General features: G+C 51.2%; 16 protein-coding genes. 9 read left to right on the top strand and 7 right to left on the bottom strand.

The genetic code is table 11. The features are described from left to right. Positions 1-333 precede the first annotated feature (333 nt). The 3 genes from ACO0LL_RS10030 to dxs all read left to right on the top strand — a co-directional run bounded on the left by ACO0LL_RS10030 (position 334) and on the right by dxs (position 3,758). Positions 334-621, top strand: coding sequence for an exodeoxyribonuclease VII small subunit (locus ACO0LL_RS10030; RefSeq protein ID WP_422950937.1), 288 nt, complete (start codon positions 334-336; stop codon positions 619-621). A gap of 2 nt (positions 622-623) precedes the next feature. Further along, a complete protein-coding gene (locus ACO0LL_RS10025) occupies positions 624-1,511 on the top strand; it encodes a polyprenyl synthetase family protein (protein ID WP_422950720.1) in 888 nt (295 codons plus the stop codon). A gap of 405 nt (positions 1,512-1,916) precedes the next feature. Then, positions 1,917-3,758 (top strand): 1-deoxy-D-xylulose-5-phosphate synthase, encoded by a 1,842-nt coding sequence (gene dxs, locus ACO0LL_RS10020; RefSeq protein ID WP_422950719.1) that lies wholly within the window; start codon positions 1,917-1,919, stop codon positions 3,756-3,758. A gap of 75 nt (positions 3,759-3,833) precedes the next feature. Here dxs and ACO0LL_RS10015 read toward each other — a convergent pair whose 3' ends face one another. Together ACO0LL_RS10015 and ACO0LL_RS10010 are read right to left on the bottom strand one after the other, a co-directional pair. Beyond that, positions 3,834-6,788, bottom strand: coding sequence for a hypothetical protein (locus tag ACO0LL_RS10015; protein ID WP_422950718.1), 2,955 nt, complete (start codon positions 6,786-6,788; stop codon positions 3,834-3,836). A 219-nt stretch (positions 6,789-7,007) separates the two neighbouring features. After that, positions 7,008-7,685 carry a hypothetical protein gene (locus ACO0LL_RS10010; protein ID WP_422950717.1) on the bottom strand — a complete coding sequence of 226 codons (678 nt, stop codon included), beginning with the start codon at positions 7,683-7,685 and terminating at the stop codon, positions 7,008-7,010. Positions 7,686-7,985: 300 nt separating this feature from the next. Here ACO0LL_RS10010 and ACO0LL_RS10005 point away from each other — a divergent pair, with 300 nt between their 5' ends. Next, on the top strand, positions 7,986-8,546 hold the full coding sequence (locus ACO0LL_RS10005; protein WP_422950716.1) for a hypothetical protein: 561 nt from the start codon (positions 7,986-7,988) through the stop codon (positions 8,544-8,546). 133 nt (positions 8,547-8,679) lie between these two features. Here the strand turns inward: ACO0LL_RS10005 and ACO0LL_RS10000 are convergent, their stop codons facing one another. Then, positions 8,680-9,327, bottom strand: coding sequence for a DsbA family oxidoreductase (locus tag ACO0LL_RS10000; RefSeq protein ID WP_422950715.1), 648 nt, complete (start codon positions 9,325-9,327; stop codon positions 8,680-8,682). Positions 9,328-9,735: 408 nt separating this feature from the next. Between ACO0LL_RS10000 and ACO0LL_RS09995 the strand changes: the two genes are divergently transcribed. Next, on the top strand, positions 9,736-10,485 hold the full coding sequence (locus ACO0LL_RS09995; protein WP_422950714.1) for an acetoacetate decarboxylase: 750 nt from the start codon (positions 9,736-9,738) through the stop codon (positions 10,483-10,485). Positions 10,486-10,503: 18 nt separating this feature from the next. Beyond that, the gene (locus ACO0LL_RS09990) at positions 10,504-11,286 is read left to right on the top strand and encodes a 3-hydroxybutyrate dehydrogenase (protein WP_422950713.1); all 783 of its coding nucleotides are present in this window, start codon (positions 10,504-10,506) and stop codon (positions 11,284-11,286) included. A 174-nt stretch (positions 11,287-11,460) separates the two neighbouring features. Here ACO0LL_RS09990 and ACO0LL_RS09985 read toward each other — a convergent pair whose 3' ends face one another. From ACO0LL_RS09985 to ACO0LL_RS09970, 4 genes are all read right to left on the bottom strand, one after another. Then, positions 11,461-12,054: a hypothetical protein gene (locus tag ACO0LL_RS09985; RefSeq protein ID WP_422950712.1), complete on the bottom strand. Its 594-nt coding sequence runs from the start codon at positions 12,052-12,054 to the stop codon at positions 11,461-11,463. A 30-nt stretch (positions 12,055-12,084) separates the two neighbouring features. Beyond that, the gene (locus ACO0LL_RS09980) at positions 12,085-12,489 is read right to left on the bottom strand and encodes a DUF6968 family protein (protein ID WP_422950711.1); all 405 of its coding nucleotides are present in this window, start codon (positions 12,487-12,489) and stop codon (positions 12,085-12,087) included. A 61-nt stretch (positions 12,490-12,550) separates the two neighbouring features. After that, positions 12,551-12,946, bottom strand: coding sequence for an SMI1/KNR4 family protein (locus ACO0LL_RS09975; RefSeq protein WP_422950710.1), 396 nt, complete (start codon positions 12,944-12,946; stop codon positions 12,551-12,553). Positions 12,947-12,971: 25 nt separating this feature from the next. Further along, on the bottom strand, positions 12,972-13,523 hold the full coding sequence (locus tag ACO0LL_RS09970) for a cob(I)yrinic acid a,c-diamide adenosyltransferase (protein WP_422950709.1): 552 nt from the start codon (positions 13,521-13,523) through the stop codon (positions 12,972-12,974). 177 nt (positions 13,524-13,700) lie between these two features. Between ACO0LL_RS09970 and ACO0LL_RS09965 the strand changes: the two genes are divergently transcribed. The 3 genes from ACO0LL_RS09965 (at position 13,701) to ACO0LL_RS09955 (ending at position 16,904) form a co-directional block, all read left to right on the top strand. Continuing rightward, complete coding sequence (locus ACO0LL_RS09965; protein WP_422950708.1) at positions 13,701-14,255, top strand: hypothetical protein; 555 nt, start codon at positions 13,701-13,703, stop codon at positions 14,253-14,255. 153 nt (positions 14,256-14,408) lie between these two features. Continuing rightward, positions 14,409-15,833 (top strand): FAD-binding oxidoreductase, encoded by a 1,425-nt coding sequence (locus ACO0LL_RS09960; RefSeq protein WP_422950707.1) that lies wholly within the window; start codon positions 14,409-14,411, stop codon positions 15,831-15,833. Between the two features lie 183 nt (positions 15,834-16,016). Next, complete coding sequence (locus ACO0LL_RS09955; protein ID WP_422950706.1) at positions 16,017-16,904, top strand: LysR substrate-binding domain-containing protein; 888 nt, start codon at positions 16,017-16,019, stop codon at positions 16,902-16,904. The last annotated feature ends 185 nt before the right edge of the window (positions 16,905-17,089 follow it).

The raw sequence follows: 17,089 nt of genomic DNA, 5'->3' as shown, positions 1-17,089 counted from the left end.
GCGTATGTTCTTTGTTTCAAGATAGTTGGAAAACAGTTAATCTGCACAAGAATTAATCAAGCTGGATGAACGAACTATATACCGTTAATTTCCACATGGAAATGTTTGAAACGCAATTTCTGTAAAATTTAAGTATAGCTTGAGAACAAATTTCAAAACAGCAACAGCTTCGAGCACATCCCCTAAAATTGATTGCCATCATTGCAATAAACAGTAAATTTCTCGGGATTGCTCTAAAATAGCAGGTTGAACTCTGTTTACCTTGCTTTTCCCGCCGATTTTTACGTTTGGTTTCACTTTTTTTTGTTAACGGCGCGAAACAAACATTTCTTTATGACAAAAAAACAATCAACTGCAAATCTAGCTGTTCCCGCCCATCTGGAGGGTCTGTCCTTTGAAGATGCCATGGCTGAGCTCAATAAGCTCGTTAACTGCATGGAAGCAGGCGAGCTGCCGCTGGAGGCCTCTGTAAGTGCTTACCAACGTGGCTCTGAACTGGTGAAATATTGTGCATCCCAGCTAGAAAAAGTAGAGCAACAAGTTAAGGTACTGGAAGCTGGCATGCTCAAACCTTTTGCCGATTCTGGCAATCAGGGCGGCAATCAAGGCAATGAGGAATGAGCATGAGTGAACAATTTGGTAACTGGATGCGACAAACCCAGGCAGAGTGCGAAACCAGCCTGAAACAGTTTTTGCCGGACGAAAATACAGTCCCGCAGCAATTGCATGCCGCCATGCGTTATGCAACCCTGGATGGCGGTAAACGGGTACGCCCTCTATTAGTATATGCAGCGGGCCAGTTGTTTGATGCGCCTGCCGCCTTGCTGAGCCGGGCTGCTGCTGCAGTAGAAATGATCCATGCGTATTCGCTGGTACACGACGACATGCCCTGCATGGACGACGATGCCCTGCGCCGAGGCAAACCCACAGTGCACGTCAAATATGATGAGGCAACCGCGCTGCTGGTCGGCGATGCCTTGCAGGCGCAAGCCTTTTTGGTCTTGTCTGAAGGTGAAGGTGATGCTGGCGCCAAACTGGCCATGCTGCAATTGCTGGCACGTGCTGCCGGTTCTGTGGGCATGTGCGGTGGCCAGGCAATTGATCTGGCCAGCGTTGGCCTCGCCCTGAACCGCGAACAACTGGAGCAGATGCACAGGCTGAAAACCGGTGCCCTGCTGCGCGCTTCTGTATTATTAGGGGCCATGTGTGGCAAAAACCTGACTGCAGATGAAACCGCAGCGCTGGATAGCTATGCTGCCGCCATAGGCCTGGCCTTCCAGGTGGTAGATGATGTGCTGGATGCGACGGCAGATTCTGCCACTCTGGGCAAGACAGCGGGCAAGGACGCGGCAGACAACAAACCTACCTTTGTCAGCCTCATGGGTCTGGAAGCTTCACGCGCATTAGCCACGCAACTATGCCATGATGCGCATGCAGCCCTAGAGAATTTTGGCGACAGGGCTAGTTTATTGCACGACTTGGCAGATTTGATTGTGCAGCGCCAGGCTTGATTATGATATGGGGTGCAGGTTAGGTAGGGTGCGTCTCGACGCACCATTAAGTGCATGTGTATTGAAATTTTTGGTCGAAAAACGGTGCGTCAAGACGCACCCTGCGAAAAACGGCGGTAGTTTCAAGTTTGTCCCGGCGCAAGCTGGAATCCATCTGCGCAAGATCCATTCACGCAGATGAACCCTGTGAAAAGCAGATTAAGTAGGGTGCGCAATGCGCACCACAGCAGTAAAAAAAGTATGACGAACGATATATCTGGCAAAGAATTCTGCCAAAGACAGTAGCCGGACAGAAGTAAGCACGAACAGTAATGCAGTGCAGGTATGCGATAGCAGCTCTGGCAGTCGGCCAGGTGAGTAATAGCCGATCATCAGGGGCGTTTAGCCAAGTAATGAAAAAGAACAATGACGACTTTATTAAACACCATTAATTCCCCCGCTGACCTGCGCAGCATGACGCGCAGCCAACTCAAGCCGCTGGCCGATGAATTACGTCAGTATGTGCTTGACTCCGTTTCCAAGACGGGCGGCCATTTGTCGTCGAACCTGGGCACGGTGGAATTAACCATCGCCCTGCATTACGTCTTCAATACGCCAGAAGACAGGCTGGTATGGGATGTCGGCCATCAGACCTATCCACACAAAATTCTGACAGGCCGGCGTGACCAGATGCATAGTCTGCGTCAGTTGAATGGCATCTCTGGTTTCCCGCGTCGTGCTGAAAGTGAATACGATACCTTTGGCACCGCACATTCGTCGACCTCGATTTCTGCCGCGCTGGGCATGGCACTGGCCGCCCGCACCAAGGGCGAAGACCGCCACGCTGTTGCCATCATCGGTGACGGCTCAATGACAGCGGGCATGGCATTCGAAGCAATGAATAACGCTGGCGTACATGACGATATCAATTTGCTGGTGGTACTGAATGACAATGACATGTCGATTTCGCCGCCTGTCGGCGCACTGAACCGCTACCTGGCGCGCCTGATGTCAGGCAAGTTTTATGCGGCCGCACGCAATGTCGGCAAATCTGTCTTGCCATCACCTGTGCTGGAGCTGGCCAAGCGTTTTGAAGAACATGCGAAGGGCATGATAGTACCGGCCACCATGTTTGAAGAATTTGGTTTCAATTATATAGGCCCTATCGATGGCCATGATCTTGATTCGCTGATACCGACACTGCAAAACATCCGCAACCTCAAAGGTCCGCAATTTTTGCATGTAGTCACTAAAAAAGGCCAGGGCTACAAACTTGCTGAAGCTGATCCCGTTTTGTACCATGGCCCGGGCAAGTTCAATCCGGCGGAGGGTATCAAACCTGCAAGCGCACCGGCCAAACAAAGCTATACCCAGGTATTTGGCAACTGGTTGTGCGATATGGCAGCGGCGGATCAAAAACTCGTTGGCATTACACCTGCCATGCGCGAAGGCTCGGGCATGGTGGAATTTGAAAAACAATTCCCCAAGCGTTATTTCGATGTCGGCATCGCTGAACAGCATTCCGTCACCTTTGCCGCTGGCCTCGCTTGCGAAGGCTTGAAGCCGGTCGTCGCCATCTACTCCACCTTTTTACAACGCGCCTATGACCAGTTGATCCATGACGTTGCGCTGCAAAACCTGGACGTGACTTTTGCTCTTGATCGCGCTGGCCTGGTTGGTGCCGATGGTGCAACCCATGCCGGTAATTATGATCTGGCCTATCTGCGTTGCATCCCTAACATGGTCGTCATGGCAGCCTCAGATGAAAACGAATGCCGCCAGATGCTGAGCACAGCCTATCAATACCCCGGCCCTGCCGCGGTACGTTACCCGCGCGGTGCTGGCATAGGTGTACCAACTGGCAAAGACCTTGATACCATCCCCCTGGGTAAAGGCGAAATCAAACGCCAGGGCAAGCGCATTGCGATACTGGCATTTGGCTCACTTGTGCACCCCGCGTTGCAAGCGGCAGAACAGCTAGATGCGACACTGGCAAATATGCGTTTCGTCAAACCGCTGGATGTGGAATTGCTCAAATCCCTGGCCGCCAGCCATGATGAACTGGTGACCGTCGAAGAAGGCTGCACCATGGGTGGTGCTGGCTCAGCAGTGGCTGAAGCCATGGCCGAAGCGGGTATCAACAAGCCCCTGCTGATACTGGGCTTGCCAGACCGCTTTGTCGATCACGGCGACCCTGGCTTGCTGCTGGCGCAATGCGGGCTGGATGCTGCGGGCATAGAGAAATCAATCCGCGCCAGATTCGATTGATCAGAAAAAATACTGGCACTGAAATACAGAAGACTGCTGACCAACAGTCTTCTTTCATCTCCCTCCTGCAATTCCTCACCAGCCATAATACTGTTTGTCTTTTGCCCGCAAAATTGTTTCAATCTCGGTTTTCAATACGGGTTTGGCATTTTCACCTTCAGGTCCGTTATCAGTCGTGATCGTATGCCGGGCCACTACTTGCAGATCATGCCAGCCATTTGTTGTGCCAGGTAACACGACGATATCGCGTTCGACATTATCGGTAACGATCAGTTTATCGCCACGGGAACATGGTGGCCCATCTATCAGTCTCCAGCCAGCCATGGCCATATTTTTTAATACCGGGCGCAGCTTCTTGCCTTCTTCTATCATCAGCATGAGAAAGTCGTCTATTCCACCATCAGCGCATTTTGGGCTATGGCCGATATTCATACGCACGCCAAGCGCCCGCAGGCCAGGTGCCAGATTATAGCGGGCAGTATCCAGGCGCAGGCTGCCATCATAGATGCGGGTGCTAGCATCCAGTTCAACTTTCTCGCGATACATTTGCAGCAGCTGCTGTTTGTTGGTGTTAATCACGGCCATGACAAATCCTTTGGCGTCTTCACGCACCTCCCCTTTCTTGTTTCGTAAATCGTGGAACAGGGCGACAACAGTACGGTCTTCATGCAAGGGATGGGACTTGCAGACCAGAGCGATGAGATCGCCATTTTCAACATTTCGACTGAAGGCGAAATTGATGTGCAATTTGTCTTCCAGCGTATCAGCAAGCAGAGCAACATTGCAGGTCTGAGGCTCCAGTCTCGCCTCTGCAACATATGCAACATATGCAACATACGCAGCATCATCGGCCGCCGCTTTTTTAACCGCTGGTTGCACAATTGTTTTGGTAACCGCAGCTTTTGGAGAGCGGACGAAATAAGTCAGGCTGTCACCACTGACCTCACCCATGTCAGCCGATGTCGCACTGCAATCTGCGCGACGCTTTTTGTCGCTGGCGTCACCAGCACAGATATTGAATGCCTTAGCCCACCACAGCTCGAGATTACCATCACCGTCCAGATCGGACACTTGCGCGAGATTGTTTTGCCCCTGCCCACCACGAAAGCGCGCAGGCACGCTAAAAGCCTTCATGCCGTCAGGCCCTGCGATAAAGAATAAGCGTGTCGCTTCGTTATCGTTCAGGCTTAATTCCAGCATTCTGTTGGCATGCCTGGGGTGACGCCAGACCGCGGCTTCCTGCACTTTTAGCTGACGTTTTTCGAGATCAACTGCCAAGGTTTGCATGTCACTCAATGCCGCCCCGCTCATACCATCCAGCAATTTAGCCAGCCAGCCGGATTGGGTTTGTGCTGCCTGCTTGAGGTCACCAGCGGCATCTGCAAGTGGCGGTACACTGCTCTTCTTGCTGAACTGCTGCGTCTTGTCCAGCACCAGTTTACTGTGCGCAAGTTTGAGCGTGACCGTCTGTGGCTCGGATATCCATTTCTCGCATAATTCACGTAACCATACTACAGGTGCTGGCTGGCTAAAACAGGCGCTGCCATTTGATGTCAGCTTCTCCAATATCAACTCACGCACGGCAGCGGATTCAGTATTGTTCAGGTAATCAATAAAGCGCCCACGCAGTTCAAGCGCAGAGTCTGATTTTTCTGCCTGCGCTGCAGGCACTTTGTCCTGCCTCAACCACTCCCAGTTTGGCGCCACACAGGATGAAGCTGGCTTGTCAGCCAGATGCAGCAAAGCATATTCACTGTTCATGCCTGCACCTGCATGCGTCAACCACTGACTGAAGAGACTGCAATCATCGCCAACTGGCTTGCCGATGCGCTGCAACTCTGCCAGTACCGCATCCCTGAGTTGTGGTGAACGGTCAATGCGCTCTGCCACCACAGCCCAGGGATTAACCGCTTCATTGCGATAACCAATCTCATACAACTGGCTATTGTGTGTCAAAGCCGGGATGGCGGCGATGCGCAGCGCCGTCATTTGCTGCAGCGTCGTTGTCAGAGCGCTGGCAGTCCAGGCAGATGGCACAGCCAGGACAGACTGGAGTTTGGCCCGCAGATAGGCTGCACGTCGCAGCACGTCATCAAATTGCGGCAGCCCATCTTCTCCGCGCTTGCCAGCTTTTTGAGTTGGCGAGCTTGCCTGGGATGTCACCGCAGGAGCATCCCAGGCAAGCTCGCCTTCCAGTGTTTGCATGGTCTTCGCCAGTGCGGTATCAGTTGGGGCCAGGCTAGCCCACTGGCGCATCACCAGCACGCAATCATCCGGCCCGGTACCACTGCAACGGCTGGTCGCCAGCAATTGTGTGAATTTTTGTACCAGTACCGGCACTACCTTGTCCGCAACTTTCTTGCTATCTTGCTGCATTCTGACGACTTCAGCATCAGTAAAAGCAGCCTGAAAACCAATACGCTGCTGAATACAATGGGCAAAGTCATATTCCTGAACGGCAGAACTATTCGCCGCGCCTGGCATGAACAACAAATCCTGACCACGGCGACGCATAAATGGATTCGCAGCAGGCCTGACCCAGGCGGATTGCGGCGTGCACTTCCACAGCGCGATGAAAGCGGCAGGCTCTGCATCCCAATCCTGATATGGCCCGAACAAATTGATCTTGCCAAAGAAACGCGGTTCTTTCATGGCACGTGTCGCCGCGAGCTCGTCTGGAAACCATGCCTCCATTTTGGCAAGCACATCGGATGGTTTATTGAAACTCAGCAGCTTGCCATGACCGGCAAAAATCAAACCGTTTTCACGAATAATCGTGGTTTGCTGACTTAACTGCGGCGAGTTATAGAAGAGGTTGATACGCTCAGGGGTCGCTTCACGCACGACAAATTCAGGGATTTTACTTTCCCTGGTTTTCACCATGGCCTGAATTTCCTGCACTATTGCCTTGCTACTGGCCTCATCCAGTGAGGCAGCCTGGGCGCTACCCGTGAGCAAAAATAAAGCCGGGAGAAAAGATAAAACAAAAATCCAGGCGCGGGTTTGTGTTTGCGTCAGTTGATGCATCATGGTGGGCCAGAGAGAAGTGAATCATTACAATACATCAAGTCTGGTGCCCGGTACATCGCTGGCACCTGCTCTTTACAGAATTATGTGCAGGAACACAAAGGCCAGATTATCTTAGACTGCACTTGCTCAAAAATACGAGCACATTTCCACCGCAACTCACTACCCCGATAAGAAGACCATGCCCGTCTTTGTTTGATGTTACAAGCGCAGGAAAGATTTTTATTTCAGCCTGGTTTTACGGTAAACGCCCCTGAAACTGACGTTCAGGCCACCACAGACATTATTATCTTTGACGACCAGATAAGGACCGAGCAAGCTCAGTTCCAGTTTGCAGCCCTCGTCTTCTGCACTGTCTTTCAACAAAGCCTTATTGGCTTGCGGCGTCATCGTTCCAGATATGTCCCCGACATGGACATTGCCACCACCGCCGTCCCACACGGCATTACCATCATAGCCTAGTGATTTTCCTTTTTTCTTGACATTCAGTTCAGCGTACTTATAGTAAGTCCACTTGCCCAGCCAGTCTTCTGGCTTCGCCGCAACAGATTCTGCAAGGCTAGTTTTATTCTGCAAGCTGTCCACCCTGACCCAGCCTACGGTTTCGCGCTTGGCACCGGGATACCAGGCGCATACCCAATCGCCCCTGCGCTGATTACTGACTAACTCATCACCTGGCAGCACATAGGCCTTGGTCTTGCAGGCATCGCCCTTTTCTGGGCAAGACTTTTCATCTTTGTAAAAATACAGTTTTTGCTCTGCAGTTGCCTTAGCGCTGACCAGTGCCAGCTTGCTGTGATCTTCTGTGAAGGTATAAGAGTCGCATCTTGCCTCCTCAGCATGGGCGACAGAAGCAAGTGCCAATAGCAAGAATGGGGTAGTAACTGTGTGAAGTCGCATGATTTAAGTGAGGAAGTTGGCAGCGCCTGGTAAATGCACCTGGGTGCAAAAATAGAAAACCTTAGTCCTTGCATATAATACAAGAAGCAATATGTAAAAGAAACGCAGCTTAGGGATACAACAATGCGTACGGGCTACCATACATCGCCCAGCATTGCCGCTGATCGCCTGGTATTTGAACTGGGTGCGCTACATCAATATAATCGTTGCACCGCAGTTTTTACATGTGCAGTGTGTGGATAGAAAGCACGCTAAGACTACACTGCCACAATACTCCAGGAATTTTTAAAGGAAACCAGCATGCACATACACTCTAAACGACTCTGGTCAGCCATCCTCTTGCTAGGTGCGCTGTCTTGCGGATACGCGCAAGCCGCAGGTGCAGGCGGGCAGGTAGTGACGACAGATGACAAGCACGTCAAATTCTGGGCGGCAGGCACGCCAGAAAAAACCGAAGAGACCATGCCCGAGCGCAAGGGTGCACCCTATAAGCGCACCACTTACACGATGGAAGTTGGCGGCAGTACGCTAATGCTGGGCGTGCTGGAGTTTCGCCAGGATGATGGATCGGCGCCAGGTTATGAAACCGCCTACCTGAACACCATGCTGGACAATATGCGCAGAAGCTTTGTTAACAAGTTTTTGCTTGATAATGATGGCGGCTGGAAAGATATAGACTTGCCCAATTCAAACCTAAAAGGCAAGCAGGTAAAAGGCCGGCTTGAGAATCAGGATTTTATTTTGCGCGCCTACGTGGCCCCGCATACTATCTATATGCAGCAGGCAGGCCATGCGCCACAAGATAAAAAGGCCGCAGAAGTGGCGGACAAGTTCTTGCAATCGCTGGAGATCACTCCGTAAGCAGGAGTGCGATGTCACCTGGTAAAAGCCCAGGCAAACAGTAAGCTATTCATCACACACCATAACTTCAAGGGTGATTGAATAGCCTTCAAAAAGCATGGGATTACCCATGCTTTTTTACTGCTGTTACAGCTTATTCCTGCGTCATTATCTGGCGCAGCGCCCGTTCAAATACTTCTGGCGGCTGGCCGCCTGAAATCAGGTGGCGCTCGTTGATGATAATCGCCGGTACCGAATTGATGCCTTGCTGGTGATAGAAAGTCTCAGTCTCACGTACCTCGGCAGCATAAGCGTCAGATGCCAGAATGCGCGCAGCTTCTGCCGTATCCAGCCCTACTTCACCCGCTACCCGCAGCAATGCCTCGTGCGAAGCCGGGCTTTCACCCTTGCTGAAATACAGCTCAAACAGCGCCACCTTCAAAGCATGTTGATGCCCCTGTGTTTCTGCCCAATGCAGCAGGCGGTGTGCATCAAATGTATTATAAATACGGCTGCGTGTCGCCATATTGAACTCAAAGCCCAGCTCTGCGCCACGGGCCCGTATCATTTCGCGGTTCTTGGTGGTCTGCTCCTGCGTCGCGCCGTATTTCTCTGCCAGATGTTCAGTGATGTCCTGCCCTTCCGGCACCATCTTGGGATTTAATTCAAAGGGCTGGAAGTGCAATTGCACTTTAGCATCATCACCTATCTGATCAATTGCCTTTTCCAGTGATTTAAGGCCAATGATGCACCAGGGGCATGACACGTCCGAAACGAAGTCGATTCTGATTTCTTTACTCATGATATTTTCTTTCTGCTGCGCGACTATGTGCCACAGCTATCCAAGTGATGGCGCGTCAAACCAGGGGCTTGTGCACCGATATGCCAAGCTATATATGCACTTTACCAGTCAATTCAAGTGTCTGCTGCCGGAGCTATCGGACGCTGCTGTGCCCGCTACGTACAAATTGATACACATTAGTTTTCCCGGCAAATTAATATATATGCATTAAAAAAACAGATAAGCCCACTTTTTTTATGCATATATGGCTATATCTATAAATTTATGGGCATGACGATTACTTACCCCGGAGCACGAACTTACCGGACCATTACCGGACCATAAACGCAACACTGAGTCATTCACTGTAGTCTGCATTCACCGTATTCATTCCCTATACTCACCCACGCATTAGCGAAGGAAAAAGAAATGACAGAAGATGAAATCCGCCGTAACGCCTTTGCAATGCCTTATTCCAACTCAGCCTTTCCACCCGGGCCCTACCGCTTTACCGACAGGGAATACCTGATCATCACCTACCGCACTGACCCTGAGCTGCTGGAAAAAATCATCCCCGCCCCTTTGAAGTTGGCAGAACCTGTGGTCAAGTTTGAGTTCATCAACATGCCAGACTCAACTGGCTTTGGGCATTATTGTGAATCCGGCCAGGTCATCCCGGTGACACTTGATGGTGTGCATGGTGCTTACGTGCACAGCATGTATCTGAACGATCACCCACCAATTGCGGCTGGGCGTGAGTTGTGGGGCTTTCCTAAAAAACTCGGTGAGCCTGAACTCAGGGTACACAAGGACACCCTGGTTGGCACGCTGGATTACAGCGACTTCCGCATCGCCACCGGCACCATGGGTTTCAAGCATACCAAGCTTGATCACGCTGCCATCAAGGCTGGCATGGAACTCCCCACCTTTTTATTGAAAATCATCCCCCATGTCGATGGCACGCCGCGCATCTGCGAACTGGTGCAGTACCAGCTCACCGATGTCACCATCAAAGGTGCATGGGGTGGGCCAGGTGCGCTTGATTTGCATCCGCACGCTCTTGCCCCCATCGCTGGCCTGCCAGTGCTCGAAGTATTATCTGCTGTTCATATCCTTTCTGACCTGACTCTGCCCTACGGCACAGTTGCGTACGATTACCTCGCCACCATCAAGAAATAACCACATAAAGGAATTCACATGCTACTCAATAATAAAGTCGCCCTCATCACCGGTGCTGCCAGCGGCATAGGCAAAGAAATCGCCATCGAATACGCTAAACAAGGCGCAAAAATCGTCATCGCCGACATGGCCCTCGAAGCCGCACAAGCCACCGCCAAAGAAATCGAAGCATCTGGCGGCACCGCCATGGCTGTGGCGATGAATGTGACTGACGAAACACAGGTCGATAAAGGTGTGGCTGACGCAGTGGCCGCCTATGGCAACATCGATATCCTGATCAGCAATGCAGGCATACAAATCATCAGCCCATTGGTCGATCTGAGTCTGGATAACTGGAAAAAAATGCTCTCCATCCATCTGGACGGCGCATTCCTGACCACCCGTGCCTGCATGCGTTCCATGATCGCTGGCGGCAAAGGCGGCAGCGTGATCTACATGGGCTCAGTCCATTCACACGAAGCATCCCCACTGAAAGCCCCCTACGTCACTGCCAAGCACGGCTTGATCGGTCTGGCAAAAACCGTTGCCAAAGAAGGTGCCAAAAACAATATCCGCGCCAACGTCATCTGCCCCGGCTTTGTCCGCACACCATTGGTCGATAAACAAATCCCGGAACAGGCAAAAGAACTCGGCATCACAGAAGAAGAAGTCATCAAGAACGTGATGCTGAAGGAAACAGTGGATGGCGAATTCACGACCGTACAAGACGTCGCCCAAACCGCGCTATTCCTGGCAGCCTTTGGTACCAATGCGTTGACTGGACAATCCATCACGGTTAGTCATGGGTGGCATATGCAGTAAGGTAAATTTTTGAGTGTTCCAGTTGATGGACACTCGTGCGCCCGCAGCGATGAAGCTGCGGGCTTACAATAAGATATGCATCAAGCTTCATATCGCACAGCACATCAAAGTAAATATGGTGATTCAGGATTGTGAAATATCAGACCATAGACATTAACGTGCGCACCTGCAAACCTAAAATCTTTCACGAAAAATATCTGGGTTATGCCGCCGCCAGATTTCCATTTCCTCTTTGTCCGGCAAACCATCCAATTCCTTCCAGTTCGGTGAAGAAACCCATTCTATACAAGTTTCAAGCATGGAAGATATCGAATAAAAATACATTCTTATACCGTGGAACACTCGAATGACTGGATGATCCTTGTCAGAACCAAAAAGATGCGCGCCACAAGCGACAACATCCCAAGAACCATGAAATTCTGAAATTGGCAGACAATTTTTGAGATCTACACGATCTTGCTCCAGCGTTGAATGAATACCATAGTATTCCTGAACACTTTGATATTCCAAAACTGCTTCTTCCAGAGAAATAAACTCATTATCGCGAAAACAAAAATTCGTATCGAGGTCTGAATTAAGCCTATCGATACGCCCATTCCTCCACTGATAAAGTTCAATGACGTCATCTGGCACTATGATTTGCAAAGGTGCTACAGTCTCCAGGATTTCCGTTGTCGTAAGACCCGGTCGTAAATTCTCTCTGATAGCGATGCCCTTCGCTTCGTAGGCATCAGCCAATTGATTACATAGCTCAGTGATTGTTGGCATGATAAAGTTTTTATGTATGGGGTGCAGTTTTTATGTAATGGAAGAAGGAAATGTATGCTCAGTTAGTGCAGGGAAGCCGTGGTGACATCCATATTGACTGAAGCGCCCATCAAATTTATTTTCCAGGGCAGTCAAATGACTGCTGATCTTATGTGTTGCCAAAAGCAGCGCCTGCATACTGTCATCCCCGTCAGCATAAGATGATTTCTCAAAATGTATGGTCTGGATCAGGAAAGAACATCGCCAATTGTGAGGGCCTAACTCTACAGGCTGCCATACCGAGATTTTTGTAGAAATGATGCGTCCATCGATATAGGTAAATTCCAAATCCCGTCGGGCAATAGCGTGTTTTGTGAGATTGGGAAAAGACAGAAATTCGCCGACGAATAACTTCTTTCGCATGCGTCGACTACGGGATTTTTTCAGGCTGGTCATTAGTAAGTTAAAACTAGGCAATTAAGCGGAAAATTTTTAGCACAGAAATTCAAAGTTAGGGTCAGTCGGGGAATGGACACCCTGCCTCTAACCAAGACAGAAAATCAATCCCTATGACTTCCATAAACTCTGGAGTCATGACACCATGCCCGACAAGATAGACACTAGTGTCATCAAACAATGCGCTTTTTATCAATATCGCCTGCCCACCTCCGTCGTCACCTATATTGATAAAATCTGGACAATACTGTTCGACTTCATAAGTCAAGTTTCTTTCAACGAGTTCATCGACTGGATAAAGCCTCAAAAAGTTTGCATCAAATCCATTGCTTTGTTTTAGGAACTGCAGATACCACTTAGGAAAAGGCAGTCGTAATGCCGACTCGACGACGTTAATAAAGTCATCATCAACTGGCGTCCTCTGAACAAGCAATTCAATATTTTCTAAATTAATCATGCATTGCAACGCTAAAAAGTGGCGTTCATCTCTGACGCTCTTTTTCCCACAACACATCCGATCCCCCCGCATACCTGTTCAGCACCCGCGACAACACAAACAGCAAATCCGACAGGCGGTTCATATACTGTCTTGGTGCCTCATTAATAGCCTCGGCATTGCCTACGCTGACTATCGCGCGTTCGGCGCGGCGGCAGACGGTGCGGCAGACGTTGGCGATGGCGGCGGCGCGGGAGCCTCCTGGCAGGATGAAGTCTTTTAGCGGTGGCAGGTCGGCATTGTATTTCTCGAGCAGGGCGTCTAGCCTTTCTACCTGGGCATCGGTGATCATGGTGTAGCCGGGGATGCAGAGTTCGCCGCCCATGTCGAACAGGTCGTGCTGAATGGAAAACAATTCCTGCTTCATCTGCTCTGGCATGTCTTCACACAGCAGGACGCTGATCTGAGAATTGAGTTCATCCACGTCACCCATGGCGTGCACGCGCAGTGCGTCTTTGGCGACGCGGCTGCCGTCACCGAGGCCGGTCGTACCTTTGTCGCCGGTACGTGTTGCGATTTTTGAGAGTCGATTACCCATGGCAAATAAATTAAGTGAAAAATAAATAAGGAAATGTGAAAGGATACGGCAAAATCTGCCTGGATACACTCTGAATACACCATCCTCTGCACCGACAGCATGCACATCATAGCTGGTATTGGTGCTTGAACGCCCGCCATGATTGCCCCGCTTGCCGCGTATCAATATAATCTCGCCATGACACTTACACAATTACTCAGCGCGATACGCGCTTCTTATGTTGCCGTGCTGACTGCGGCCATCAATCAGGATCATGCACATGTCGAACCTGCTTACCGCAATGCCGATGGTGCACTTGCTCTGGAAGGCAGCCCGGCCTTGCCCTGCCGGGCAGACTGGATACCGGTAGAGGGTGAATATGCCGGGCAGTCACATACGGTGGATGCCAAAACCCAGCTGGAATTTGAGCCCTTTGGCTTTAGCATGTCAGGCACTGAGGTCAGCATCACCCCATTCACCTGGGACTGGCTGCCCTTGCAGATCAGCGGCCTTGCACCTGATGTTGCTGCAGCTACCCTGGCAGACTGGTTCATGGCCTGGTTTGATGTTGAGGATAACAATGCCAAAAATGCCGAGGGTCTGTTTGGGGTCGTGCATTTCATGTCTGCCATCACACAGGAAGAGGATGCCCTGCAAGTCAGCATAGACCTGGGTTCTGTCTCAGAGGCGGCACTGGAAGATTTGCTATTCAGACTGGCAGATGCCAAAGCGCAGTCGATACAGCTGGGCTGAAGCTCCACCATGTCGTTTTACTTGCCTTGCAGGCAATATTTGAACGCTGATTGCCGCTGGCAAATAAAATAAGGCAGGAAGTTGGAAAGCTTACGGCAAAATCTGGCCGGACACAGCATAATAGAGGGCACCACTATCTGTACGGACCGCATTATGAACCATCCTGCCATTTTGGCGAGTGTCAGAAAGCCCCTGCCCGCTGGCCTGCTGCATGCCTTGCAAGCCCTGCTGGAAGACCGTTGCAGCATCGCCCTGGCCGTGCGTGAGCACCATGGCCGCGACGAGTCCTCATATGATCCCATGCCGCCAGAGGCGGTCGTATTTGCCCAGAGCACAGCAGAGGTCGCCGAGATCGTCAGGCTGTGCCATGCGCATGAAGTACCAGTCATCCCCTATGGTGCCGGTTCATCGCTGGAAGGCCATATCCTGGCCCTGCATGGCGGCGTGACGATAGACTTGTCACAGATGAACAAGATGGTGGCCGTGCATGCCGAGGATTTGACCGCCACCGTACAGGCTGGCGTGACGCGCAAACAACTGAATACCGAGATACGCGACACTGGCCTGTTTTTCCCGATAGACCCTGGTGCTGATGCCAGCCTCGGTGGCATGGCAGCCACGCGGGCATCCGGCACAAACGCGGTGCGCTACGGCACCATGCGTGAAAACGTCATGGCGCTGACGGTGGTGACTGCAGATGGCCGCATCATACGCACGGGTTCGCGTGCCAAGAAATCATCCGCCGGTTACGATCTGACGCGGGTGTTTGTCGGCAGCGAAGGTACGCTGGGTATTATCACTGAAGTCACGGTCAAACTTTACCCCTTGCCGGAAGCCATCTCGGCTGCGGTATGCAGCTTCCCTGATAATGCCGATGCAGTGAATACCGTTATCCAGACCATACAGATGGGCGTGCCGATTGCGCGGGTAGAATTTCTGGATGCGAATGGCGTGCGTGCCATCAATGCGCATGACAAATTGAATTTGCCTGTCAAGCCTTTGCTGCTGTTTGAATTTCATGGCACTGAACATGGCGTGAAAGAACAGGCTGAACTGGTGCAAGAGATTGCTGCAGCCAATGGTGCCGGTGATTTTGAATGGGCGACCAGGCCAGAAGACCGCAGCCGCCTGTGGGCTGCGCGGCATAATGCCTATTTTGCGCTGCTACAATTACGGCCAGGTTCACGTTCTATTTCTACCGATTGCTGTGTGCCGATTTCACGCCTGGCTGAATGTATCAGTGAGACCCAGATAGATTGTGAAAACCATGGCATTACCTATTCCATCATCGGCCATGTTGGTGATGGTAATTTTCATGTACTGATGCTGGTAGATCCGGACAGCCCGGATGAAATTGCAGTGGCAGAATCCATCAACCAGCGCATGGTGACGCGGGCGATTGCCATGGATGGTACCTGCACGGGTGAGCATGGCGTGGGCATACACAAGATGGGATTTTTGATAGAAGAACATGGGGCAGATGCGATACACATGATGCGTATGCTCAAGCATGCCTTTGATCCAAAAAATATATTAAACCCGGGCAAAATTATTGCGTGGGATGAGGTTGAAGAATAAATCGAAACCATCGTCGTTTATCGACGAAAGACCACTCACCACAGAGACACCGAGCCACAGAGGTAACACAGAGAAGATCGAAGCAAAAAGAATCTGAGCATTGCTTTGAACCCAGCTTCCTTGTGTTATTTTTGACTGCTTGCCTGGGGATTGAGCAAGCGTATAAAACAAATCAGGAAGAGTATGGCAACACGATTACCACCGGTACATGCATTATCTGCTTTTGAGGCTGCGGCGCGGCATAGTTCTTTTGCGATTGCGGCAGAGGAATTGTGCATCACGCCTTCTGCACTGTCGCACCGCATACGTCTGCTGGAAGAACATTTGTGCGAGCGCGTTTTTGTGCGTGAAGGGCGCAGTGTCACGCTGACTGAGTTTGGCCGCCGTTACCTTGATGTGGTGCGGGTGGCCTTGCGCACCCTGTCTGATTTCCCGCTGCCGAACAAGATCACGCAAAGCCAGTTGCGCGTCAAGGTGACGGTGCCGCCTACTTTTGCGCGCTATATGTTCATGCCGCGCCTGGCCGAATTCATGCGCCAGTATCCCGACATAGAAATTGAAGTCTATCTGTTTGTGCCGCTGTATGACCTTAGCCTGTCAGAAAGTGATGTAGAAGTGCGCTTTGGCGCCGGTGAATATCCTAATCTGGTCACCAAGAAATTATTTGTCGAACCCAGCTTTGCCGTCGCCAGCCCGGCTTACCTGAAGTCTTTACCATCAATACAGACACCGGCAGACCTGCGTCATGCCCGACTCTTGCGGTCTGCGCTTGAACCCTGGCAGCCATGGTTTGAAGTGGCAGGACTGGACTGGCCAGAACCAACAACAGGCTTGCGCATCGACGACCTGGGCCTGTTGCTGGAAGCAGTCAAGCATGGCCATGGCATAGGCCTGACACGCCAGCATTTTGCCCAGGAAATGATCAACCGGGGCGAGGTCGTGCGCGTGTTTGACACGCAACTGGCAACGCCCCCGCATGCCTATTACCTGGTACATGAGGCGCAGGCAAATATACGGCCCGAGGTGCAGTTGTTCATCGACTGGATGCAGGCGACTTATCAGCAGGCTTAGTGGCAAGCTTAGTGACAGGTTTGTAGGGTGCGCCGTGCGCACCGTTTGAGGCATGGACATGCCTCTGCAAACCTATAATTTGTTGTAAACAATGGATGGTGCGCACGGCGCACCCTACAATTTGCTCAGGCGAATAAATTACCGGGACTTGGGTAAAGAGATGACCGTAGGGCGAATTGTAATGC

Source organism: Undibacterium sp. TC4M20W (genome assembly GCF_049340245.1).
In the GTDB taxonomy this organism is placed as follows: Bacteria; Pseudomonadota; Gammaproteobacteria; order Burkholderiales; family Burkholderiaceae_D; genus Undibacterium.
The sequence above is the reverse complement of the archived record's forward strand: the minus strand, read 5'-3'. Positions and strand labels throughout refer to the sequence as shown.